At 70.4% G+C, this 21574-nt stretch carries 19 protein-coding genes and 1 pseudogene; 14 read left to right on the forward strand and 6 right to left on the reverse strand.

The genetic code is table 11. The features are described from left to right. Positions 1-178 precede the first annotated feature (178 nt). Positions 179-1021: a purine-nucleoside phosphorylase gene (locus GH747_RS03080; protein WP_149768076.1), complete on the forward strand. Its 843-nt coding sequence runs from the start codon at positions 179-181 to the stop codon at positions 1019-1021. After that, on the forward strand, positions 1021-2511 hold the full coding sequence (locus tag GH747_RS03085) for a purine-cytosine permease family protein (RefSeq protein ID WP_228552749.1): 1491 nt from the start codon (positions 1021-1023) through the stop codon (positions 2509-2511). Before GH747_RS03080 ends, GH747_RS03085 begins: the two co-directional genes overlap by 1 nt. Here GH747_RS03085 and GH747_RS03090 read toward each other — a convergent pair. Then, positions 2493-3842, reverse strand: coding sequence for an aminotransferase class I/II-fold pyridoxal phosphate-dependent enzyme (locus GH747_RS03090; RefSeq protein WP_149768077.1), 1350 nt, complete (start codon positions 3840-3842; stop codon positions 2493-2495). The genes GH747_RS03085 and GH747_RS03090 overlap by 19 nt on opposite strands. Positions 3843-4023: 181 nt before the next feature. Here GH747_RS03090 and GH747_RS03095 point away from each other — a divergent pair, with 181 nt between their 5' ends. Further along, complete coding sequence (locus GH747_RS03095; RefSeq protein WP_149768078.1) at positions 4024-6678, forward strand: M14 family zinc carboxypeptidase; 2655 nt, start codon at positions 4024-4026, stop codon at positions 6676-6678. A 285-nt stretch (positions 6679-6963) separates the two neighbouring features. On the opposite strand, the gene GH747_RS03100 is transcribed toward GH747_RS03095, so the two are convergent. Together GH747_RS03100 and GH747_RS03105 are read right to left on the reverse strand one after the other, a co-directional pair. Further along, positions 6964-7488, reverse strand: coding sequence for a gamma carbonic anhydrase family protein (locus tag GH747_RS03100; protein ID WP_149768079.1), 525 nt, complete (start codon positions 7486-7488; stop codon positions 6964-6966). 31 nt (positions 7489-7519) lie between these two features. Next, complete coding sequence (locus GH747_RS03105; RefSeq protein ID WP_149768080.1) at positions 7520-8071, reverse strand: SACE_7040 family transcriptional regulator; 552 nt, start codon at positions 8069-8071, stop codon at positions 7520-7522. Between the two features lie 342 nt (positions 8072-8413). Here GH747_RS03105 and GH747_RS03110 point away from each other — a divergent pair, with 342 nt between their 5' ends. Further along, positions 8414-9382, forward strand: a complete 969-nt coding sequence (locus GH747_RS03110; protein WP_149768081.1) for a helix-turn-helix transcriptional regulator — start codon at positions 8414-8416, stop codon at positions 9380-9382. Between the two features lie 25 nt (positions 9383-9407). On the opposite strand, the gene GH747_RS03115 is transcribed toward GH747_RS03110, so the two are convergent. Further along, positions 9408-10148 carry an SDR family NAD(P)-dependent oxidoreductase gene (locus GH747_RS03115; RefSeq protein ID WP_205602733.1) on the reverse strand — a complete coding sequence of 247 codons (741 nt, stop codon included), beginning with the start codon at positions 10146-10148 and terminating at the stop codon, positions 9408-9410. A 145-nt stretch (positions 10149-10293) separates the two neighbouring features. Between GH747_RS03115 and GH747_RS03120 the strand changes: the two genes are divergently transcribed. From GH747_RS03120 to GH747_RS22155, 7 genes are all read left to right on the forward strand, one after another. Then, positions 10294-11616 (forward strand): alpha/beta fold hydrolase, encoded by a 1323-nt coding sequence (locus GH747_RS03120; RefSeq protein ID WP_163695268.1) that lies wholly within the window; start codon positions 10294-10296, stop codon positions 11614-11616. Positions 11617-11802: 186 nt separating this feature from the next. Next, positions 11803-12780 (forward strand): zinc-binding dehydrogenase, encoded by a 978-nt coding sequence (locus GH747_RS03125; RefSeq protein WP_149768084.1) that lies wholly within the window; start codon positions 11803-11805, stop codon positions 12778-12780. A 298-nt stretch (positions 12781-13078) separates the two neighbouring features. Then, positions 13079-14653 carry a carboxyl transferase domain-containing protein gene (locus GH747_RS03130; RefSeq protein WP_149768085.1) on the forward strand — a complete coding sequence of 525 codons (1575 nt, stop codon included), beginning with the start codon at positions 13079-13081 and terminating at the stop codon, positions 14651-14653. A gap of 5 nt (positions 14654-14658) precedes the next feature. Beyond that, positions 14659-16578 carry an acetyl/propionyl/methylcrotonyl-CoA carboxylase subunit alpha gene (locus GH747_RS03135; protein WP_149768086.1) on the forward strand — a complete coding sequence of 640 codons (1920 nt, stop codon included), beginning with the start codon at positions 14659-14661 and terminating at the stop codon, positions 16576-16578. Then, entirely contained in the window at positions 16575-17504 is a 930-nt protein-coding gene (locus GH747_RS03140) for a hydroxymethylglutaryl-CoA lyase (RefSeq protein ID WP_149768087.1), read from the forward strand. The genes GH747_RS03135 and GH747_RS03140 overlap by 4 nt, the downstream gene beginning before the upstream one ends. A 106-nt stretch (positions 17505-17610) precedes the next feature. After that, entirely contained in the window at positions 17611-17967 is a 357-nt protein-coding gene (locus GH747_RS21960; RefSeq protein ID WP_205602734.1) for a type IV toxin-antitoxin system AbiEi family antitoxin domain-containing protein, read from the forward strand. Positions 17968-17979: 12 nt separating this feature from the next. Continuing rightward, the gene (locus GH747_RS22155) at positions 17980-18582 is read left to right on the forward strand and encodes a hypothetical protein (protein WP_228552750.1); all 603 of its coding nucleotides are present in this window, start codon (positions 17980-17982) and stop codon (positions 18580-18582) included. A 50-nt stretch (positions 18583-18632) separates the two neighbouring features. Here the strand turns inward: GH747_RS22155 and GH747_RS22480 are convergent. After that, a pseudogene (locus tag GH747_RS22480) lies at positions 18633-18794 on the reverse strand (alkyl sulfatase C-terminal domain-containing protein); the annotation flags it as partial. A gap of 130 nt (positions 18795-18924) precedes the next feature. Here GH747_RS22480 and GH747_RS03155 point away from each other — a divergent pair. Both GH747_RS03155 and GH747_RS03160 read left to right on the forward strand, forming a co-directional pair. Then, entirely contained in the window at positions 18925-19617 is a 693-nt protein-coding gene (locus GH747_RS03155; protein WP_163695272.1) for a tetratricopeptide repeat protein, read from the forward strand. Positions 19618-19686: 69 nt separating this feature from the next. Next, positions 19687-20352: a hypothetical protein gene (locus GH747_RS03160; RefSeq protein WP_149768089.1), complete on the forward strand. Its 666-nt coding sequence runs from the start codon at positions 19687-19689 to the stop codon at positions 20350-20352. 73 nt (positions 20353-20425) lie between these two features. Here the strand turns inward: GH747_RS03160 and GH747_RS03165 are convergent, their stop codons facing one another. Then, complete coding sequence (locus tag GH747_RS03165; protein WP_149768090.1) at positions 20426-20977, reverse strand: hypothetical protein; 552 nt, start codon at positions 20975-20977, stop codon at positions 20426-20428. Between the two features lie 138 nt (positions 20978-21115). Here GH747_RS03165 and GH747_RS03170 point away from each other — a divergent pair, with 138 nt between their 5' ends. Then, positions 21116-21547, forward strand: coding sequence for a Fur family transcriptional regulator (locus GH747_RS03170; protein WP_194842878.1), 432 nt, complete (start codon positions 21116-21118; stop codon positions 21545-21547). Positions 21548-21574: the final 27 nt, after the last annotated feature.

The following is a 21574-nucleotide window of genomic DNA, read 5'->3' on the forward strand; positions in this document are numbered from 1 at the left end:
TTCTCTCCCCTTCTGCAACGGTTTGACCCGAGCCAACGTAGGCTCGTTCGCCCTATCCGTCTAGAGCAAGACTTTGTTTCGCTCGGCCTGATGCCAGCAGAAGAACGTCCGGTGCAGGGATGTACCCATAACACGTAGGGCCATGTACGCGGGGCAAAACTCGTGCCACGATGCGTTCATGCACGACCAGCGTGCCCAGAGCGCCGCGGCGGCGATCTCCGCAGCGAGCGGTGTCTCCGACCACGATGCCGTCGTCGTGCTCGGGTCCGGCTGGACCGACGCTCTCGGGTCGATCGGCGAACCCGCGTGGGTGTCGCCGGCCGACGAGCTGCCGGGCTTCGCCGCACCCACCGCGCCGGGGCACGCCGGTGTCGTGGCATCCGTGCCGTTGCGCACCGATCGCGGCAAGGTGGTGCACGTGCTGATCCTGAGCGGGCGCACGCACCTGTACGAGGAGCGAGGAGTGGACGCGGTCGCGCACGGCGTCCGCACCGCTGCCGCGTCCGGGGCTCGGGTGTGCGTCCTCACCAGCGCGAACGGGTGCCTCCACGACGAGTGGCCGTCGGGCACCGGTGTGCTCGTCGCCGACCACCTGAACTTCACCGCGACCTCGCCGCTGGACGGGCCGGAGTTCGTCGACCTGACCGACTGCTGGTCGCCGGGCCTGCGCCGTGTCGCGCGCGAGCTCGACCCGGTGCTGGTCGAGGGGACGTACGCGATGCTGCGCGGCCCCGAGTACCAGACGCTCGCCGAGCTGCGGATGCTTCGTGCGATCGGCGCCGACGTCGTCGGGATGTCCACGGTCCACGAGGCCATCGCCGCGCGCGCCGCCGGCATGCAGGTCCTCGGCATCTCCGTCGTCACGACCACGGAGCTCGATGCTGACGGACAGCGGCCGGAGCAGACCGATCCCGACGCCGTGGTCGCTGCCGCAGCTCGTGCCGCCGCCGGGCTCGGGAGCACCATCCACAGCGTCCTGGCCGCTACCCTGCCCGTGACCGCAACGCCCCAGGAGTCCTGATGCCGATGGAACCACCCCCCTCTCGCCGCGAGCCTCTGCCCGGTGCCGGCCCGGTCTCCGCGCCGGCGGGTGCCATCGAGGCCAACGGGATCAACGTCATCGACGAGTCCGAGCGCAAGGGCACGCCACGCTCGCTGTTCTGGCCGTGGTGCGCCTCGAACATCTCGGTGTTCGGCGTGGCGTACGGCGCGTACTTCCTCGGCTTCGGCGTCTCCTTCTGGCAGGCCCTGATCGCGGGCCTGCTCGGCACGATCGTGTCGTTCCTGCTGGTCGGGATCGTCTCGATCGCGGGCAAGCGCGGCTCGGCTCCCACGATGGTGCTCTCGCGAGCGGCGTTCGGGGTCCGCGGCAACGCGCTGCCGGCAGCGGTGTCGTACGTCCTGCTCGTGGGGTGGGAGACGGTCCTCGTCGCCCTCGCGGCGCTCGCGAGCGCGTCGGTGATCGAGGAGCTCGGCGGTGGTGGCGGTGACGGTGCGCGCATCCTCGGGTTCGTCCTGACCGCGGCGGTCGTGATCGGTGCAGGCATCCTCGGCTTCGACACGATCATGCGGCTCCAGCGCTGGATCACGATCGCGACCGCCGTGCTCACCGTCGGCTACGTCGCGCTGACCGTCGACCACATCGACTGGGACGTCGTGTCGTCGGTGCCGTCGGGTGGCGCGGCTGCGGTCATCGGGCTGGCGGTGTTCGCGACGGCGGGCTTCGGGATCAGCTGGGTGAACTCCGGCGCGGACTACTCGCGCTACCTGCCCCGTACGGCGTCGGCGGGCGGAGTCGTCTGGTGGACCACCGTGGGCGGTGCGATCGCGCCGGTGTTCCTCGTGCTGTACGGCCTGCTGCTCGCGGGGTCGGACCCGGCGCTGCTCGCCTCCCTCAACGCCGACCCGATCGGCACGCTCGTGACGCTGCTGCCGACCTGGTACCTCGTCCCGTTCTTCCTCGTCGCGCTCGCGGGCCTCGTCGGCGGAGCCGTGCTCGACATCTACTCGTCGGGGCTCGCGCTGCTGACGCTCGGGCTGAAGACGCCGCGGTGGGTCGCGGCCGGGATCGACGGCGTGATCATGGTGATCGGAGCGATCTACTTCCTGTGGTTCGCCGACGACTTCTTCGGGCCGTTCCAGGGCTTCCTGATCACGCTCGCCGTGCCGATCGCGGCGTGGGCGGGCATCTTCATCGCCGACCTCGCGATCCGTCGTCGCGACTACGCCCCGCTCGACCTGTACGACCCGCGGGGGCGCTACGGCGCGTGGAACGTCCCGACCGTCAGCTGGTTCGTGCTCGCCGTCGTCGTCGGCTGGGGGATGGTGACCAACACGTGGGCGGAGTGGCTGTCGTGGCAGGGCTACCTGCTCGGACCGCTCGGTCTCGGTGGCAAGGACGGCGAGTGGGCGTTCGCGAACCTCGGTGTCGTCGCCGCGCTCGCGATCGGGTTCGTCGGCTACCTGCTGACCGGCCGCGGCCAGGTGGCTCGTCAGGAGGCCAAGCGCTGATCGGAGGCGACGAGCCACGCGACGGTGTCGTGCTCGAAGCGGAGCCCGGCCGTCGCGAGACGAAGGTGGCGCGACCCCTCGACCGGCCCGGAGATCTCGGTTCCCAGACCGGCGCGGATGCCGGCGCGAGCGAGACGCCGAGCGACAGCCGGCGCGTCGGGGACCCGGACCCACAGCGCGAGCCCGTTCACGCCCGGGACGGTGACACCTCGGCGTCGCAGGGCGCCGGCGAGCATGTGCCACCGCCGCTCGTACCGTGAGGCCGCCTGCGCCACCATCGCCTGGACAGCGGGGTCGCCGAGCATCAGGGCGACCTTCCGCTGAGCCGTCAGCGGAGTGAAGGAACCCGTGATGTCCTGGCGGGCACGGAGCCGGTCCGTGACGGCCGCCGAACCGCCGACGAGTGCCATCCGGATCGTGGGACCGAGCGAGCGCTGGTAGCCGCGGACGAGCACGGACTGGTCGGGGATCCACCGTCCGACCGATGCCGCGGACCGGTTCGCGAGGCTCGCCGCGCCGTCCTCCTCGACGACGAGGACGGCGCGCTCGGCGAGCACGCCAGCGAGCGCGTGGGCCCGGCCCGCCGTCAGGTGGTGGGCGAGCGGGTCGGCCATCCGTGGCTGGATCACGACCATCACCGGCCGTGACGCGAGCGCCTCCTCGAGTGCCTCGGGGATCATGCCCGCCTCGTCGCACGGGACATGGACGACCTGCGCGCGGACGGCCGCCAGGACCGCGCTCGTGTCCGGGGAGCATGCCGACTCGACCGCGACCCGGTCGCCAGGGTGCACGACCAGCGCGGCGAGCTGCGCGAGCGCATCGGCGTATCCCCACGCGACGGCGAGCCCGTCCGGCGCGAACGGCCACGAGTCGTACGCGACCCGTGCGAGGTCCTCGTCGACCTCGCTCGTCTCCGAGCGGTGCCACGCGAGTCGTTCTGCGGCGGCCGTGAGGTACGGGCCTGGGTCGGGGACGAGGTCCACGTCGTACGCCGGCGCGTCGAGGTCGATCCTCACGGGGAGCCTGTCCTCGTCCTCCGTCTCGGACGAGGGGATGCTCAGGTCGCGGACGAAGGTGCCGTTCCGCCCGTCTGAGCGGACGAGGTGCTCGTGACGCAGCAGCGTCCACGCGGTGGCGACGGTGGTGGCCCCGACGTGCAACGCGGCAGCCATCGCGCGGACCGTCGGCAGCCGGTCACCGTCAGTGAGGTCACCCTGCCGGATCAGCCGCGCGACATGGTCGGCGACCCCGCGTGCCGACGGCTCGACCACGCCGGCGGCGAGCTCGGCGGCAGGCATCGACCGGCTGTGGCGACGCTGCCTTCCTCCCATGGTGAATTCTTAACGCTGCTGGCGACCTCCCGCCACTCCGCTGTCGGGATGCGGACGCGTGTCCTACTGGGAAGTCCGCACAATGCCGAACAATCGCGACCGCTCCCGACCCGTGAATGGTCATTAACGTGAGTCAACCCTCGCTGCACACCCGCGGCGGGTCCACGTGGAAGGGCAGCACATGCGACACAGACGATTGCTCCCCGCCGCCGTCGTGACGGCGTCGGTCGCCTTGCTCGGGGCCAGCCTGGTCGCGTCCACCGCCACAGCGGAGGCGCCGTACAGGATCACCTTGCCGGCAGCAGCAGCCGGCATCCAGACCCCTGAAGAGTTCTTCGGGTTCGAGATGGGGGCGGAGGGGAAGCTCGCCGCGTACCCCGACGTCCTCGACTACATGAAGTCCATCGCCAAGAGCTCCGACCGCGTCGACTACGAGACGGTCGGCGAGACGACGATGGGCAACGAGTACGCCACCGTCTTCATCAGTGCTCCGAAGAACCTGGAGCGCCTCGACGAGATCGTGGAGATGAACCAGAAGCTCTCCGACCCCCGCAGCACCTCCGAGGCGGAGGCGAAGGCGCTCGCGCGCGAGAGCGTCCCGATCTACCACCTCGAGGCCACGATCCACTCGACCGAGGTCGGCAACGGCCAGGCGATCAACGACATCGTGCACCGGCTCGCCACGGAGGACTCGTCCTTCACCGAAGAGGTGCTCAACAACTCGGTGATCATGCTCGTCCCGTCCCAGAACCCCGACGGCCAGCACCTCGTGGTCGACCACTTCAACCGGACCGCGGGCACGAACCTCGCGCGGACGTACCCGGACCTGTATCACAAGTACACAGGCCACGACGACAACCGCGACTGGACGATGTTCACCCAGATCGAGGCGCAGTACAGGCTCGAGCTGGAGAAGAAGTACCGCCCCGTGATGACGCACATCCTGCACCAGCAGGGCAACGGCGGCGAGCGCCTCTTCGTCCCGCCGTACGGGGGCGTCACCAGCGCCAACGTGCCGCCGAACATGAACGCGTCGAGCTCGGCCATCGGCCAGCACGCGATGCGTCAGCTCGCGGCCGAGGGCAAGTCCGGTGTGGGCACGCAGGACTACCACATCTTCTGGACCCTCGAGCAGCCCGTCGGGTTCTTCCCGTTCACCGGCACCGGCGCGTTCCTCACCGAGCTCGCCTCCGCGGTCGACCTGGCGTACCCGCAGAAGTCGACCAACGGCCAGCCGCTCGGCCCGCAGGTGCCCACGCAGGCGCTGATCGAGCCGTACGAGAAGGACACCTGGACTCTCAAGGACATCGTCGAGTACGCGAACACCGCCACGTACGCGGGCATGGAGTACGTCGCGCAGAACGGCGAGAAGCTGCTGTACGACAACCTGTTCTCGGTGCCGCAGGAGTACATGGAGGACGGCGTGAAGTCGGGCGTGGAGGCGTACGTCGTCGACGCCGACCAGCGTGACCCGTACGCGACGTACGAGATGCTGGAGCGTCTGGAGTGGACGCAGGTCGAGATCGATCGTGCGACCGCGCCGTTCACCGCAGGCGGCAAGCAGTACGCCGCAGGGTCGTACGTCATCAAGACCAAGCAGCCGCGCGGCAACTGGGTCGACCAGGTGCTCGGCAAGGACACGTACCCGACCGACGACCTCCCGTACGCGGAGGCGACCACGAGCCTGCCGATCCAGATGGGCGTCGCGGTCGACGAGGTCAAGGGGGCGTTCGACGCGCAGCTCGAGCGAGTCGAGTCCGTCGAGGTCCCGGCGGTGACCATGCCGGCAGCACCCGGTGCCGCGGGGGCCTACCTCGTACGGCCCGAGTCGTACGGCACGATCCAGGTCGTCGCGGCCCTGCAGAAGTCCAACATCACCACGTTCCGAGCGGGCAAGGAGTTCGCCGACGGCGGCACGACGTACCCGGCGGGCACGTACGTCGTTCCCGCGACGCCGCAGGCTCGCTCGGTCCTCGCGACCGCGACGAAGAAGGTCGGCGTCCCGGTTGCGGCGACGGCGGCGGCACCGAAGGTCGAGGGCATCCAGCTCAAGCCGCGCACGCGGGTCGGTCTGCTGCGCGGGGCGAACAACATGCCCGGCGGGTGGGACATGTGGCTGATGGACCAGTACGGCATCAACTACGAGGTCGTCGGTGCGCAGGACTTCCAGAGCGGCAAGCTGATCGACGTCTACGACACGATCGTGCTGCCGCAGGGCATCTCGAAGTCGCGGATCGTCGACGGGCTCGACCCGGAGCGGTACGACGAGGAGTTCGCGTGGGCGTACGGCGTCGGCGAGAAGGGCTGGAAGAAGCTGCGCCAGTTCGTCAAGCAGGGCGGCACGCTGCTCGCGATCGGCAGCTCGGTCGCGACCGCCAAGGAGCTGATGGACCTGCCGATCGAGCCGGCGCTGCCGACCGACCGGGACGTGTTCGCCACCGGCGGCAGCCTGCTCAACCACGAGTTCGACAGCTCCGACATGGTTGCGTGGGGCATGCCGGACGAGTGGCCGGTGTGGCTCTACAACACCCAGGCGTGGACGCCGACCGGCAACAAGGCCGACGTCGTCTCGACCTACCCGGAGTCGGACGTCCTCGCCAGCGGCTACCTCAAGGGTGAGGACCACATCAAGGGCAAGGCGAACGTCGTGTCGTTCGACATCGGCAAGGGCAAGGTCGTCACGTACGGGTCGGAGATCACGTTCCGTACGCTGCCGCGCTCCTCGTTCAACCTGCTCTACAACGCGGTGTACGGCGGACCTGCGGCGGAGGTGAACAAGACGCAGCTGCGGAACCTGAAGCCGGCCTTCGCGGCCAACGGCACGCTCCTCCAGTAGCGGCACACCTCGCTGGTTGAGCGAGCACTCTCCGCTGGTTGAGCGAGCACCCTCCGCTGGTTGAGCGAGCACTCTCCGCTGGTTGAGCGAGCACCCTCCGCTGGTTGAGCGAGCACCCTCCGCTGGTTGAGCGAGCACCCTCCGCTGGTTGAGCGAGCGAAGCGAGTCGAAACCACACAGCCGCCGCGGTTTCGACTCGCAAGCTCGCTCAACCAGCGGCTGGGGGCTCACTCGGCGTCGCGGAGCAGCTTGCCCGGCAAGCTCGCTCAACCAGCGGCTGGGGGCTCACTCGGCGTCGCGGTGCAGCTCGGTGAGTGCGAGGTAGTTGCGTGCGTTCACCGTGAGTCGCTCGCGTTCCTCGTCGGTGAGGGCGCGGCGCACCTTGCCCGGCACCCCCGCGACGAGCGAGCCCGGCGGGATGTCGGCGTTCTCGAGGACGACGGTGCCCGCGGCGACCATCGAGCCGGCGCCGATCTTCGCGCCGTTGAGCACGACCGCGCCCATGCCGATCAGCGAGTCGTCCTCGACGGTGCATCCGTGCAGCACGGCGCGGTGTCCGACCGAGACTCCGCTGCCGAGCGTGACCGGCTTGTCGGTGTCGACGTGGAACACGCAGCCGTCCTGGACGTTGCTGCGCTCGCCGATCGTGATCGGTGCGTTGTCGGCGCGGAGGACGGCGCCGTACCAGACGCTCGCCTGCGGCCCGAGGGTCACGGCGCCGGTGAGGACGGCCGTCGGAGCGACGTACGAGGTGGGATCGAGATCGGGGCTGGTCCCGGCGATGGTCCGGAGCAGAGGTGCGTCGGTCATGGCCCCGATCGTGCCACGACCAGCAGCGCCTTCAGCCGAGGAGGGCTCTCCGCGCCATCTGGGTGAGCAGCTCCGCCATCGCGTCCTCGGAGATCCGGGCGCTGTGCGGGGTGGAGTTGAGGAGCCCGAACGTCGCCTGTACGGCGGCGCGTGCGGTCCGCTGGTCGAGGTCGGGCCGCAGGCTGCGCAGGGCCCCGACCCACGTGTCGACGTAGCCGAGCTGGAGCTCACGGACCTGTTCGCGGCTCGACTCGTCGAGGTTCGTCCACTCGCGCTCCTGCACGACGATCAGCGCAGGGTTCGTGAGCGCGAAGTCGATGTGGAACGCGACCAGCGCGTCGAGCGCCTCCTTGGCGTCGGTGGCCTGGTCGACACGCGTGCGGCCGCCGGTGCGCAGGGTGTGGCTGATCCCGACCAGCATCTCGGACAGGATCGCATCCTTGCCGGGGAAGTGGCGGTAGAGCGCAGGACCCGACACCCCGCACGCGGCGCCGATGTCGTGGACTGAGACACCGTGGAACCCCCGCTCGGCGAAGAGCGCTGCAGCGGTGGAGAGGATCTGCTCCTGACGGATGGTGGCCACGCGGCAATGCTAGGTCGCCGCCGACGGTGAGGGTCGGCGGCGCTCTCGATACACAGAAAAAGAGCGGCCGGCGGAGAACCGCCGGCCGCTGGGTCCGTGAGCGGTCTCGGGTCCGCTCACGAACGCTTCTCCTCCGCGTCACGGGGGCCGCGCGGAGGAGGTTCGGGGTGTTACAGAGAGAAATCTGCCATGAATTCACCCCTGTGGGAATGGCAGAATGCAGCCATGTCACTAATACGCCATGCATGCGCCGTTTGGCTCGCGATTCCAGCAATTCCAGGACAGGGGCGGTGGTGCGCGTGGGACGATCCGCATCGAGACAGAGGGCGAGGAAGGTGAGACGTGCTCGAGGTGCTGGGCTTCTCCCGCGATGAGTTCGATCTGTATCGCGCGCTCGTCGAGGTCGCGAGCGCCACGGCAGAGCAGCTGGCCGTCACGGTGGGCATGGATGCGGAAGAGGTCGCTGCGTTCCTGGTGTCGCTCGAGAAGCGTGGTCTCGTCAGCCGCCACGAGAACGAGAACCCCACCCACTTCACCGCGTCCCCGCCGACGGTCGCGATCGGCTCCCTCATCGTCGAGCGGCAGCGCTGGCTCCGGCGGGCCGAGATCGAGCTGGAGCGGCTCAACGACCTCTACCGCAAGGCGGCCGACGACCGTACGGCCTCCGACCTCGTCGACCTGGTGCCCGGACGAGCGGCGGGGATGCAGCGGATCAACCAGCTCCTCCGCGGCGCCCGACGCGAGGCCCGCCTCACGATCCGTACGACCAAGCTGACGTCGGAGGGCTACGACTTCGTGGAGGAGCGCCGAGCGCTGGACCGCGGCGTCACGTTCCGCCTCCTCTCCGAGCGCGGCGTGCTCGACCGCCCGAACTCCTTCGGCGAGTTCCGCGACGGGCAGGGTCTGGAGGTCCGCCTCGCCGCGTCGCTCCCGTCGCGCCTGCTCGTCGTCGACTCGGAGATCGCGATGGTGCCGGTGATGGCGGCGCCGGACGACCTCAGCGGGGGTGCGCTGATCGTGCACCGCAGCGGGCTCCTCGACAGCCTCATCGCGCTGTTCGAGGGACTCTGGGCCGCGGGTGCCCCGCTGCTCGAGAGTGCAGCGCCCGCGGGTGGCACGAGCGAGCTCGACGAGACGGACGCGCGCATCCTCCGCCTGCTCAACGCCGGCCTGACCGACCACAAGGTCGCCAACCAGCTCGGCCTGTCGGCGCGCACGGTGCAGCGCCGGATGAGCAACCTGATGGAGAAGGCCGAGGTCGAGACCCGGCTCCAGCTGGGCGTCGCCGCCAAGCGTCGAGGCTGGCTCTAGGCGACGGGTCTCGACACCCGCCGGCTCACAGCCCGCCGGCGATCCGCAGCGTCGACCCCGTGACGTACGACGCCTCGTCCGACAGCATCCACGCGACCGCGGGCGCGATGTCGTCCGGGAGCCCGGCACGCCCCATCGGGATGCGCTCCGCCACCCGTGCTGCGCGCGCGGGATCGCCGGCGTCGGCGTGGATGCGGGTCTCGATCGTCCCTGGCGCGATGCCGACGACCCGGATCCCTCGTCCGGCAACCTCCTTCGCGAGCCCGAGGGTGAGCGCGTCGACGCCTGCCTTCGCCGCGGCGTAGTGGACGTAGTCGCCCGGTGACCCGGTCGTCGCCGCACCCGACGAGATGTTGACGACCGTGCCTGCGACGCCCGCCTGATCGAAGGCGATCACCGCACGCCGGGCGCACAGCAGCGCGGCCGTCAGGTTGAGGTCGACGACACGGCGGATCGTCTCGGTCGGCGTCGACGCGAGCGGACCGAGGTGGAGCGTGGCGCCGGCGTTGTTGACCAGGCCGGTCAGGGTGCCCAGCTCTGCGGCCGCGGCGAACAACGCCTCGACGCCGTCGTCGGTGGTCACGTCGGAACGCACGACCGTGACGTCGGTCGTGGACGTGAGCTCGTCGCGCAGCGCGTACGCCGCGTCGTCGTCGCGGGCGTACCCGAGGACGAGGGTGTGGCCCGCCTGTGCGAGCCGGCGGGCGATCGCGGCGCCGATCCCCCGGGTGCCGCCGGTGACGACGGTCAGGTGCGAGCTGCTCACGGGTCGGACTCTAGCCAACGTGCACGATCACGGATCGACCCCGAAAGGCGGTGACACGTGAGACGCGGTCTCACGCCCGGTCCGTTGACCGCGCCTGAGCGGGCGCTTAGTGTCGTGGATCACATTCCGGCCTCAGGGAGAACCCGTGAAGCGTGCGCTCGGTTCGATCGTCGTCCTCCTGCTCCTCCTCGCCGCCCTCGCACCACCGGCATCGGCCGGATTCGGGGGTGGGTCCCGCGGCCACGACCGTGACGTCCGCCCCATCGTGTTCGTGCACGGGTCCGCCGGGTCGGCCAGCCAGTTCCAGACGCCGGCGCTGCGTTTCGCAAGCAACGGGTACGCGGTCGAGGACATCGAGGCGGTCGAGTACGACACCCAGTTCCAGACCAACACGCTCGCCCAGGTCCACGAGCGGATCGACGCCGCTGTCGCGGCGCTGCTGCGCCGTACGGGTTCGGACCGGGTCGACCTCGTGGGCCACTCGCTCGGCACCTACGTCTCGCAGCAGTACCTCAACAGCTCGCCCCAGCGGGCTGCTCGCGTCGCGCACTACGTGAACATCGACGGCGTGACGGCAGCGGCACCGCCCGGCGGCGTCGACACGTTGGCGCTCTGGGCCGAGCCGTGGCGATACCCCGGTGTGACCCGGGAGATCTCCGGCGCCACGAACGTCGACCTCGGCGAGCAGGGGCACACCGAGGCGGTCACCTCGGAGAAGAGCTTCCGCGAGATGTTCCGGTTCTTCACCGGCCGCGCCCCGGCGACCACCGACGTCCGTCCCGAGCGCGGTCGCCGGCTCGTCTCCGGGCGCGTCCACTTCTTCGTCAGCAACCTGCCCGTGGTCGACGGGACGTTGAAGGTCTATCGCGTCAACCGGCTGAACGGCGCACGCGTCGGCCGGCCCGTGGCGACGTTCGCGGTGACGGACGGCGCGTTCGGACCGTTCCGAGCAGCGCCGTACGCCCGGTACGAGCTCGAGCTCACCCGCGGCGAGATCACCCACCACTTCTACACGGAACCGTTCACGCGCTCCGACCGGTTCGTGCGGCTCCTCACGGATCAGCCGGGCGGCATCGTCCGCAGCAACATGACGGCGTCGCCGCGGCACACCAACCTGACGATCAGCCGCAACAAGGAGTGGTGGAGCGATCAGGGTGACCGCAGCGACACCCTCAGCGTCGACGGCGACGAGATCCTCACCGGGATCGCACCCCGGACCAAGCGAGCGATCGGCATCGCGGTCGGCGACCAGCTCGCGGACGGGCGCAGCCTCCTCGGCCAGCCCATCGCCGCGTTCGCGTCGGTCCCGTTCATCACGGGGGTCGACCAGTACCTGCCGGCGCCGCGCCGGCTCAGCGGCATCCGGCTGCGGTCGGTGCCGCGCGACTCGACGCGCGCCCACACGCTCGTGGTGCCGGCGTGGCCGTCGTCGGACCACTGGGTCTCCGTGCAGTTCGACGCGCACTGAGAAGGGGTTTGACTTCAAGTCGACTTGAGCATCGACACTGGGTTCACGCTGGTCGAGGCGCGAAGCCTGGCCTCCGCTGGTCGAGGCGCGATGCCCCGGCCTCCGCTGGTCGAGGCGCGATGCCCCGGCCTCCGCTGGTCGAGGCGCGAAGCGATCGAGACCACGACCCGACGAACCGAGGTAGCGATGCGAGCAGTGCAGGTGCAGCAGTACGGGGCGCCCGACGTGATGGTGACCGTCGACCTTCCGGACCCGGTGCCCGATGTCGGCGAGCTCATCGTCGACGTCGCGGTCGCCGACGTCATCTTCCTGGACACGCTGCTGCGCGGAGGGGGCGGAGCGGAGTGGGGACTGGCGCTCCCGTACGTCGGTGGCGGCGCGGTCGCCGGCACGGTGAGCGCCGTCGGTGCTGGCGTCGACCCCTCGCGGATCGGCGCGCGGGTCGTGGGCCGCTCAGGGACCCAGGGGGCGTACGCCGAGCGTGTTGCGGTCAAGGACGAGCTGAGCGTCGACCTCCCGGACGACGTCGGTGTCGAGGACGCAGCGGCTCTGTCGCGAGACGGGGTGACGGCGCTGCGGCTGCTCGACGTGACGCGCGTCGGGGTGGGCGACCGCGTGCTCGTCAACGCGGCGACGGGTGGGTGCGGGGCGCTCGTGGTCCAGGCGGCGCTCGCTCGAGGAGCCGCCGTGGTCGGGGCCGCTCGGGGAGAGCGCAAGCTCGCGCTGGTCCGCGAGCTCGGCGCGGAGGCGGTCGACTACACGCTGCCTGGTTGGACGGAGAAGGTCGTCGCAGCCTTCGGTGACGAGCAGCCGACGGTGGTGCTCGACGGTGCCGGTGGGACGCCAGGACAGGAGGCGTTCACGGTGCTCGCCGACGGAGGGCGGCTGGTCGGTTACGGGGCGGCGGGCGGGTTCTGGGTGCCGGACCCGGACGACGTCCGTCGCCGACGCCTGCAGGTCGACGGGATCTCAGGTGTCCAGCTGTCGAACGGCGACATCCGAGCACTGACGGTTGCGGCCCTGGAGATGCTGCGCGCGGGGGCGTGGGCTCCGGTGATCCGGCAGCGCTACCCGCTCGAGGCGGCGGTGGACGCGCACCGCGGGCTCGAGGAGCGGACCGCGATCGGCAAGACGCTGCTGGTGGTGGACAGCGGCGTTCGCTAGCGGAGGATCGAGTCCCCGGCAGCCCGCTGGTCGAGGACGGAGCGCTAGCGGAGGATCGAGACCGGGTCTCGATCGCTTCGCGCCTCGACCAGCGGGGTGTGGGGATGCGGGTCTCGATCGCTTCGCGCCTCGACCAGCGGGGTGTGGGGATGCGGGTCTCGATCGCTTCGCGCCTCGACCAGCGGGGTGTGGGGATGCGGGTCTCGATCGCTTCGCGCCTCGACCGGGGTGCTCGACCAGCGGGGGGCGGGATCGGCGCGGTTGGTGCCGTTGGTTAACAACCGTTAACATCGACCCCATGCACCCCACCGGCATGCGCGAGCTCGTCGCCGAGCTGCGCGAACGCCTCTCCGTCGTGCGCACCGGCGGCCCGGAGCGGGCACGCGCGAAGCACGAGAAGCGCGGCAAGCTCTTCGTCCGCGACCGCGTCGACCGTCTGCTCGATCCCGGCTCGCCGTTCCTCGAGATCGCGCCGCTGGCCGCGTACGGGATGTACGGCGCCGATGGTGACCCGTACGCCGTCCCGAGCGCCGGAGCGGTCGCCGGCATCGGCCGGGTGTCGGGGCGCGAGTGTGTGATCGTCGCGAACGACGCGACCGTGAAGGGCGGCACGTACTACCCCATCACCGTCAAGAAGCACCTCCGCGCGCAGACGATCGCGGCCGAGAACAACCTCCCGTGCCTCTACCTCGTCGACTCCGGCGGCGCGTTCCTCCCGATGCAGGACGACGTGTTCCCCGACCGCGAGCACTTCGGGCGCATCTTCTTCAACCAGGCGCAGATGTCGGCGCGAGGCATCCCGCAGATCGCCGCGGTGATGGGCTCCTGCACGGCCGGCGGCGCGTACGTCCCGGCGATGAGCGACGAGACCGTCATCGTGCGCGACCAGGGCACGATCTTCCTCGGCGGACCGCCGCTGGTGAAGGCCGCGACGGGTGAGGTCGTCACCGCCGAGGAGCTCGGTGGCGGCGAGGTGCATGCGCGGAGGTCCGGGGTCGTGGACCACCTCGCCGACGACGACGCGCACGCGCTCGCAATCCTGCGCAGCATCGTCGCGACCTTCGAGCGCAGGACGCCGTCGAGCCTCGAGCGCAGCGCCGTCGTCGAGCCCCTTGAGTCGCCGGACAGCCTGTACGACGTGGTCCCCGTCGACCCGCGCACCCCGTACGACGTGCGTGACGTGATCCGGCGCGTGGTCGACGGCTCGACGTTCCACGAGTTCAAGCCGCTGTACGGCGAGACGCTGGTGTGCGCGTTCGCCCGCATCTGGGGATACCCGGTCGCGATCGTCGCCAACAACGGCATCCTGTTCTCGGAGTCGTCCCTCAAGGGCGCTCACTTCATCGAGCTCGCGAACCAGCGTGGGGTGCCGTTGGTGTTCCTCCAGAACATCTCCGGCTTCATGGTCGGCCGCGAGTACGAGAACGGCGGCATCGCGAAGGACGGCGCCAAGCTCGTCACCGCGGTCGCGTCGTCGGTCGTACCGCGGTTCACGGTCGTCATCGGCGGCTCGTACGGCGCCGGCAACTACGGCATGTCCGGCCGGGCGTACGACCCGCGGTTCCTGTGGATGTGGCCGAACGCCAAGATCTCGGTGATGGGCGGCGAGCAGGCGGCGTCGGTGCTCGCGACGGTGCGCCGCGACGGCATCGAGGCGCGGGGCGAGGAGTGGAGTGCCGACGACGAGGAGGCGTTCAAGGCGCCGATCCGGGCGCAGTACGAGGAGCAGGGCTCCGCCTACTACTCCACCGCGCGGCTGTGGGACGACGGCATCATCGATCCTGCCGACACCCGGCGCGTGCTCGGCATGGCGCTGCAGGCGTCGTCGAACGCCGCCATCCCCGAACCCCACTACGGCGTCTTCCGGATGTGAGTGCGATGACGAACCCTTCCGCTGGTCGAGCGAGCGCAGCGAGTCGAGACTCCCGCTTCACCTCCGTCCTCGTCGCCAACCGCGGCGAGATCGCCGTACGCATCGTGCGAGCCGTGCAGGCGGCGGGCCTACGGGCGATCGCGGTGCACTCCGACCTCGACGCCAGTGCGCCGCACGTCCGGCTCGCGGACCACTCCGAGCGCGTCGAGTCGTACCTGTCCGTGGACGCGATCCTCGATGCCGCTCGCCGCAGCGGTGCGCAGGCGGTGCACCCCGGATACGGGTTCCTGTCCGAGCGGGCCGACGCGGCGCGTGCCGTGGTCGACGCCGGGCTCGTCTGGATCGGCCCGAGCGCCGACGTCATCGACCTGATGGGCCGCAAGGACCGCGCCCGCGAGGTGGCCGAGCGTGCTGGCGTGCCGGTGACGCGCCGCTACGACGTGCCGACCGGCGGTTACGGCGACGTCGCGTACCCCGTCCTCGTCAAGGCCGCCGCCGGTGGCGGTGGCAAGGGCATGCGCGTGGTGCGTGACCCCGCTGACCTCGACGCCGCGGTCGCTGCCGCACGTCGTGAGGCTGCGTCCGCGTTCGGCGACGACACGCTTCTCGTCGAGGAGTACGTCGAGCGTGGCCGTCACGTCGAGGTGCAGGTGATCGGCGACGAGCACGGCACGGTGCTGCACCTGTTCGAGCGGGACTGCTCCGCGCAGCGCCGGCACCAGAAGGTCCTCGAGGAGGCTCCGGCGCCGACGATCTCCGACGCGACGCGCGCCGGCCTGACCGAGGCGGCGGTCGCGCTGTGCCGCGAGGTGGGCTACGTCAATGCTGGGACGGTCGAGTTCCTCGTCCACGGGCCCGACGACACGGAGATCGCGTTCCTCGAGATGAACACGCGCCTGCAGGTCGAGCACCCCGTCACCGAGGCGATCACCGGGCTCGACCTCGTCGCGCTCCAGCTGCGGGTCGCGCAGGGGCTCCCGCTCGGCATCGCGCAGGACGACATCGGCGCCTCGGGGCACGCGATCGAGGCCCGCGTCTACGCCGAGGACCCGTACGCGGGCTTCCTCCCCCAGGCCGGCCGCGCGACCACCGTCGTGTGGCCCGAGCACGTGCGGGTCGACGCCGCACTCGAGTCCGGAGCGGAGATCACCACCGCGTACGACCCGATGCTCGGCAAGCTGATCGCGCACGGCCCGGACCGCGAGGCTGCGCGTGCTGCCCTGGTCGACGCCCTCGACCGTACGGCGGTCCTCGGGGTCACGACGAACGCAGGATTCCTGCGGCGCCTCGTCGCCTCCGACGCGTTCCGAGACGCGACGATCCACACCGCGTGGCTGGATTCGGCCGCGGCCGAGGAGCTCACCACCCGCCCCGCCGTCCCTGCACCGGCCGCGCGGTCGGCCGCTCGGGCGTGGGCGAGGACGAACGTCTCCCCCGCCGACGACCCGTTCGGCGCCGCGGACGGGTGGCGCTCAGGAGCTGCACCGGCATCGGTGCTCGTGTCCCTGGTCGACACCGATGACGCGTCGGTCGAGCTGGCGCTCGGACCCGGGTCGTACGAGGTGCCGGGACCTGAGGACGGGCCGTCCGTGGTCGCGCACGGCGGGGTCGCCGTCGCGTACGAGGGCCAGTCCTGGACGTTCCGCCATCCCGACCCGGCGCGCGACCGCGCGAACGAGGGCGTGGGCGACGCCGATGTCGTGTCGCCGATGCCCGGCACCGTGCTCTCCGTCGCCGTGGCCGAGGGTGAGACCGTGGACGAAGGGCAGGTCCTCGGCGTCGTGGAGGCGATGAAGATGGAGATCGCGCTGAAGGCGCCGTACGCCGGCACCGTCGCACGGGTCGGCGTCGTCGCCGGCGAGCAGGTCGCGCTCGGTGCGCTCCTGTTCCGCGTGGAGGATCTCGGTGCGGAGGTCGACTCGTGAGCCTCCCCGCCGTGCACCGCGATCCGACGCTGCCGGAGCGGGTGACGATCTACGAGGTCGGCGCGCGTGACGGCCTCCAGAACGAGTCGGCGCTCGTCCCTCTCGAGACCAAGCTGGAGTTCGTGCAACGGCTCACCGCGGCCGGCCTGCCGATCGTGGAGGCGACGAGCTTCGTGCACCCGAAGTGGGTCCCGCAGCTCGCCGATGCCGCCGACCTCGTGTCACGTCTCGACCTGCGGGGCGCGACGCCGTACCCGGTGCTCGTCCCCAACGAGCGCGGGCTCGACCGTGCGCTGGAGGCCGGCGTGACCCACGTGGCCGTGTTCGCCAGCGCGACCGAGACGTTCGCGGCGAAGAACCTCAACAGCACGTACGAGACGCAGTTCGCGATGTTCGAGCCCGTCGTGCGGCGCGCGGTCGACGCGGGCGTGCAGGTCCGGGCGTACCTCTCGATGTGCTTCGGCGACCCGTGGGAGGGCGAGGTCGCGGTCGATCGCGTCGTCACCGCCGGCAAGCGGCTGCTCGAGATGGGCGCGTACGAGCTGTCGCTCGGCGACACGATCGGCGTCGGCACCGCGCACCACGTCGAGGTGCTGCTCGACGCGTACGCGGAGGCGGGCGTCGGCACGGACCGGCTCGCGATGCACTTCCACGACACGTACGGGCAGGCGCTCGCCAACGCGTACGCGGCCCTGCGTCGTGGTGTCACGACGTTCGACGCGAGTGCCGGCGGTCTCGGCGGCTGTCCGTACGCGAAGTCGGCGACCGGCAATCTCGCCACCGAGGACCTGGTGTGGATGCTCGACGGGCTGGGCGTCGCGCACGGAGTGGACCTGCCCGCGCTCGCAGAGACGAGCGTGTGGATGGCGCAGCAGCTCGGGCGGCCCTCGCCGTCCGCGGTCGTGCGGGCGTTGACGACGGGCTGACGGCTGATCGCCGTGGATCGGTGCTCGTATCCGGCACCGATCAACGGCCGTCGCGCGCTGTGGACGACGCGACGCTCGAAGGTCCCGCATGCAGCACCCTGGGCCGATGCGCCAGGTGGAGGAGATGCGGCGGATCCTGACCGAGCAGTCCGGCGTGGTCGCACGTCGACAGCTGCTGGGCGCCGGATTCCGCCCGCACGAGGTTCGGCGACTCTTGAAGCGACGCGAGCTGACCCGGCTCTTCCCCGGTGTCTACGTGGACCACACGGGCGCACCGACGTGGCTGCAGCGCGCCTGGGCGGCGGTGTTGTATGCGTGGCCGGCGGTGCTGTGCGGTAAGTCGGCGCTGCGTGCGGCGGAACGGGAGCGCCTCGACTCCACCGCCGATGCCGTCGTCGAGGTTGCGGTCGATCGTCGGCGGAACGTGGCCGAGCAGGCGGGTATTCGCGTGTCGTACCGCTAGGAGCTCGACGCGATGTCGCTGTGGAACACGGCGCCGCCGCGGCTGCGCTATGAGCAAGCCGTGCTGGACGTGGCGATCGCCAGTGCGGATGCCGTCGACACGGTCGCGACGCTCGCTCGAGCCTGCGCGTCTCGGCGGACCACCGCAGATCGCCTTCTCGCGGCGATGAGCGACCGGAGACGGGTCGCACGACGTCACTGGCTCTGCGCGGTCCTCGCCGACATCGCCGCCGGCACTCACTCCGTGCTGGAGCACGCATACCTGGGCCGTGTCGAACGCCCGCACGGGCTCCCGACACCACGTCGGCAGCTGAGGTCGGTCGGGAGCAGCGGGACGGAATACCGCGATGTCGACCTTGGGCTGCTCGTCATCGAGCTCGATGGTCGCCTCTACCACGAGACGGCGAGACAACGAGACGTCGATCTGGACCGGGACCTCGACGTCCTCGGCGAAGGACGTCCGACGGCCCGTCTCGGATGGGGGCAGGTCTACCGCAGGCCTTGTCGTACGGCAGTGAAGCTCGCCCGGATCCTCCAGCTGCTGGGATGGGAGGGAAAGCCGACCAGGTGCCCGTCTCCCGACTGTGCCGTCGCGACGACGGTCCGCGCAGCATGACGGCCGCCGATCGGTGTTCGTATCCGGCACCGATCGACGGCCATCACGCGAGTCGGAAGCACGCCCCGGTCGCCGTCAAAGGTGACGCCGTCGCTCGCCTGCGTGAACAGCAGCCGCAGCAGCAACGGCTTGGTGAGGGTCACTGTCAGGTCGGGGTCGGCGTCACGCGCTCCTCGCTCGGCGTGGATCAACGCGCCGTTCGACAGCGCGGTGCGATAGGTCGAGGTCGGCGATCTTGCCCCGCACGACGTCGTCGAAGTCGGTCGTGTCCCGGAAGGAAGGCAGCGTCATGGCGCCACCGAACCACAGGCCGGCATGGTCGGCTTCCCGTACGCTGTACGGATGTCCGTTCGTGCCATCCCGCTGCTGCCCTGCTCCTCGATCGAGGACATCACCGACTTCTACGAGACGCTCGGCTTCGCCACGACGTACCGCCAGACGCGGCCGAACCCGTACGTCGTCGTGGCGCGGGACGGGCTCGAGCTGCACTACTTCGGGATGGACGGGTTCGACCCTGCCGACTCGTACGGCACCTGCGTGGTGCTGGTCGACGACACCGAGCCGTGGTTCGAGGCGATCGCCGCAGGTCTGCGTGAGCGTTTCGGCAAGCTTCCGCTGACCGGCATCCCACGGATCACCCGCCCACGCCGACGCAAGAACGTCGGTGACCTGTCCGGGTTCAGCATGATCGATCCCGGCGGCAACTGGGTCCGCTTCATGCGGGACGCGCAGCCCGCGCCGGTCGATCCCGCAGCGGAGAGTGCGCTCGCCACGGCGTACGCGAACGCCGTCGTGCTCGCCGACTCGCACGGCGACCCGGCCCAGGCTGCGAAGATCCTGGCCGGCGCCGTCCGACGCGACGCCGGTGCGAGCCCGGTCGAGGACCAGGTCCAGGCGCTGGCCTACCTCGCCGAGGTCCAGCTCCGCGCGGGCGATGCCGATGCTGCGCGCACGACCCTGGACGCGCTCGACGGCCACACTCTCGCCCCCGAGATCGAGGAGGCGGTCGCCGACCTGCGCCGTACGCTCGGCTGACGGTTTCGTCGCGGCGAGGGCGGCCGGTGTGGTTGGGTTGCGGCCCACCGGGGCGTGAAGGAGGCGCGGATGGACGAGCCGCAGGAGTCGCTGAGCGTAGCGATGGTCGAGGCGTACCGCGATGCGTGGGCGCGTCGCGACGAGCTGGGGTCGGACGACGTCGCGCTGCTGCGGACGGCGGTGCGTGAGCGGAACATCCCGATGACGCCGGACTCTGCAGAAGCCGACGCGCTGGCGACATTCGAAGACTTCTGGCGCCGGGGGGTGCCGCCGGCGAAGCTCCGCAGGGCAATGTCGAAGGCGTTCCGGCGTGAGTTCTGGTCCCTGGTCGTCGACACCGTACGACTGCTGCGGGAGTCACGAGACCCGGTGGTGCGCTGGGCGCGAGTCCCGAGCACCGTGACGACGGAGGCCAGCTGGATGTGGTCCGCGTCGACGGCGCACACGCTCGAGCTCTCGTCCGACGGCGCGGAGACTTTGCGGAGAGCGTGTGCTCAGTCGAGCGTCGACGACGAGTCCGGCGCGTTCGAGTACGACGTGTGGCTACGTCCGGACAGCGCGGCCGAGCCTCGCTGCGACGTCATGCTCGGCACGTTCGCGCTCGGCAGCGTGCGGGTGTCGGAGACGACGTGGCAGGCCATCGTGCCGCTGGTGCCCGAGCGGACGTACGCCGGCGGCACCCTGACCGTCGCTGCGGACGGGGAGATCCTCGCGCTCGACGTGTCGGCACCCTGATGCAAGACCGTGCAAGATCGGTGCCGGCATTCGGCACCGATCTTGCACGTTCACGCGAGCCGAGGTCGTACGGTCAGCCCCGCTTGAGGTAGCGCGTGTAGCGCGTGACCTCGTCGTACGAGTCGTGTCCCGGCCCGACGCGCGCGAGGATCGCGGCCTTGCCCTTCACCTTCGTGCCCTGCGTCTCCGTCAGGCACGAGACCGGCACCGAGATACGGAAGCGCTTCTTCGAGAGCCACTTCGTCGTGATGGTGTTGCAGACCAGCGGCTCGTACGTCGCCGGATCGTCCGGGATCACCCATCCCAGCTGGCGGTTCGTGAGCACGCCGTTCTCGTCACGCACGATCGACACGACGTAGCGGTAGGCGCCGCTGTCCTTGGTCCGCAGGATCAGATCGGTCGACGCGAGCTTCTTGAGCTTCCTCGGGTGGGCGAGCGTGATCGTGCCCGTCACCCGGTGCGTACCGTTCTTGAGCTTCAGCTTGGTGATGTCGGCTGCCTTCGGCGCGTCCCCGCGCGGATCCTTCACGGCTCCGGTCGCCGCGTTCGCGGCCCCCGGCACCAGTCCCACGGCAAGGATCGTGCCTGCAGCGACAGCACCGATACGTGTTGCGGCTCGCTTCATGGTGTCCCCCTCAGTTCGTTCACTTCATTGCGATCTCTGACGTCCGTCCATGGCAGCACACCCGAGGGTCAGCGACCAGCGCCGTTGGCGCGTACGCCTTCTTTTGACTCATTCAAGAAAACAAGGCAGACTGGCGGTGTGCCCACCGCCAGCGATGTCGAGCAGCTGCTCCGCGCGTCGGAGCTGCGCGTGACCCGTCCCCGGGTCGCGGTGCTGGCCGCCGTCCACGCGCTTCCGCACGCCGACACCGACACGGTCCTCGAGGCCGTGCGCGTCGAGCTGCCGACGGTCTCTCACCAGGCCGTGTACGACTCGCTCCACACCCTGACGGCGCACGGACTCGTCCGCCGCATCAAGCCGTCCGGGTCCGTCGCCCGCTACGAGGCGCGCACCGGTGACAACCATCACCATCTCGTGTGCCGCTCGTGCGGGACGATCGCCGACGTCGACTGCGCCGTCGGTGAGGCCCCGTGCCTCACGGCCGCCGACGACCACGGGTTCGTCATCGACGAGGCCGAGGTCATCTACTGGGGCACCTGCCCCGCGTGTTCCGTCAGCCAGAGCTCTTGATCCATCCCTGAAATCGCAGCAGCTGGA

The sequence above is a fragment of the Mumia xiangluensis genome, from assembly GCF_010994095.1.
Lineage (GTDB): Bacteria > Actinomycetota > Actinomycetes > Propionibacteriales > Nocardioidaceae > Mumia > Mumia xiangluensis.

Excerpts from the sequence above, each read along its gene's own strand:
- GH747_RS03135 (WP_149768086.1), top strand. The coding sequence starts at position 14,659 with ATGACGAACCCTTCCGCTGGTCGAGCGAGCGCAGCGAGTCGAGACTCC.
- GH747_RS03085 (WP_228552749.1), top strand. The coding sequence starts at position 1,021 with ATGCCGATGGAACCACCCCCCTCTCGCCGCGAGCCTCTGCCCGGTGCC.
- GH747_RS03125 (WP_149768084.1), top strand. The coding sequence starts at position 11,803 with ATGCGAGCAGTGCAGGTGCAGCAGTACGGGGCGCCCGACGTGATGGTG.
- GH747_RS03160 (WP_149768089.1), top strand. The coding sequence starts at position 19,687 with ATGGACGAGCCGCAGGAGTCGCTGAGCGTAGCGATGGTCGAGGCGTAC.
- GH747_RS03155 (WP_163695272.1), top strand. The coding sequence starts at position 18,925 with ATGTCCGTTCGTGCCATCCCGCTGCTGCCCTGCTCCTCGATCGAGGAC.
- GH747_RS03100 (WP_149768079.1), bottom strand. The coding sequence starts at position 7,488 with ATGACCGACGCACCTCTGCTCCGGACCATCGCCGGGACCAGCCCCGAT.
- GH747_RS03090 (WP_149768077.1), bottom strand. The coding sequence starts at position 3,842 with ATGGGAGGAAGGCAGCGTCGCCACAGCCGGTCGATGCCTGCCGCCGAG.
- GH747_RS22155 (WP_228552750.1), top strand. The coding sequence starts at position 17,980 with ATGTCGCTGTGGAACACGGCGCCGCCGCGGCTGCGCTATGAGCAAGCC.
- GH747_RS03130 (WP_149768085.1), top strand. The coding sequence starts at position 13,079 with ATGCACCCCACCGGCATGCGCGAGCTCGTCGCCGAGCTGCGCGAACGC.
- GH747_RS21960 (WP_205602734.1), top strand. The coding sequence starts at position 17,611 with ATGCGCCAGGTGGAGGAGATGCGGCGGATCCTGACCGAGCAGTCCGGC.
- GH747_RS03165 (WP_149768090.1), bottom strand. The coding sequence starts at position 20,977 with ATGAAGCGAGCCGCAACACGTATCGGTGCTGTCGCTGCAGGCACGATC.
- GH747_RS03080 (WP_149768076.1), top strand. The coding sequence starts at position 179 with ATGCACGACCAGCGTGCCCAGAGCGCCGCGGCGGCGATCTCCGCAGCG.
- GH747_RS03095 (WP_149768078.1), top strand. The coding sequence starts at position 4,024 with ATGCGACACAGACGATTGCTCCCCGCCGCCGTCGTGACGGCGTCGGTC.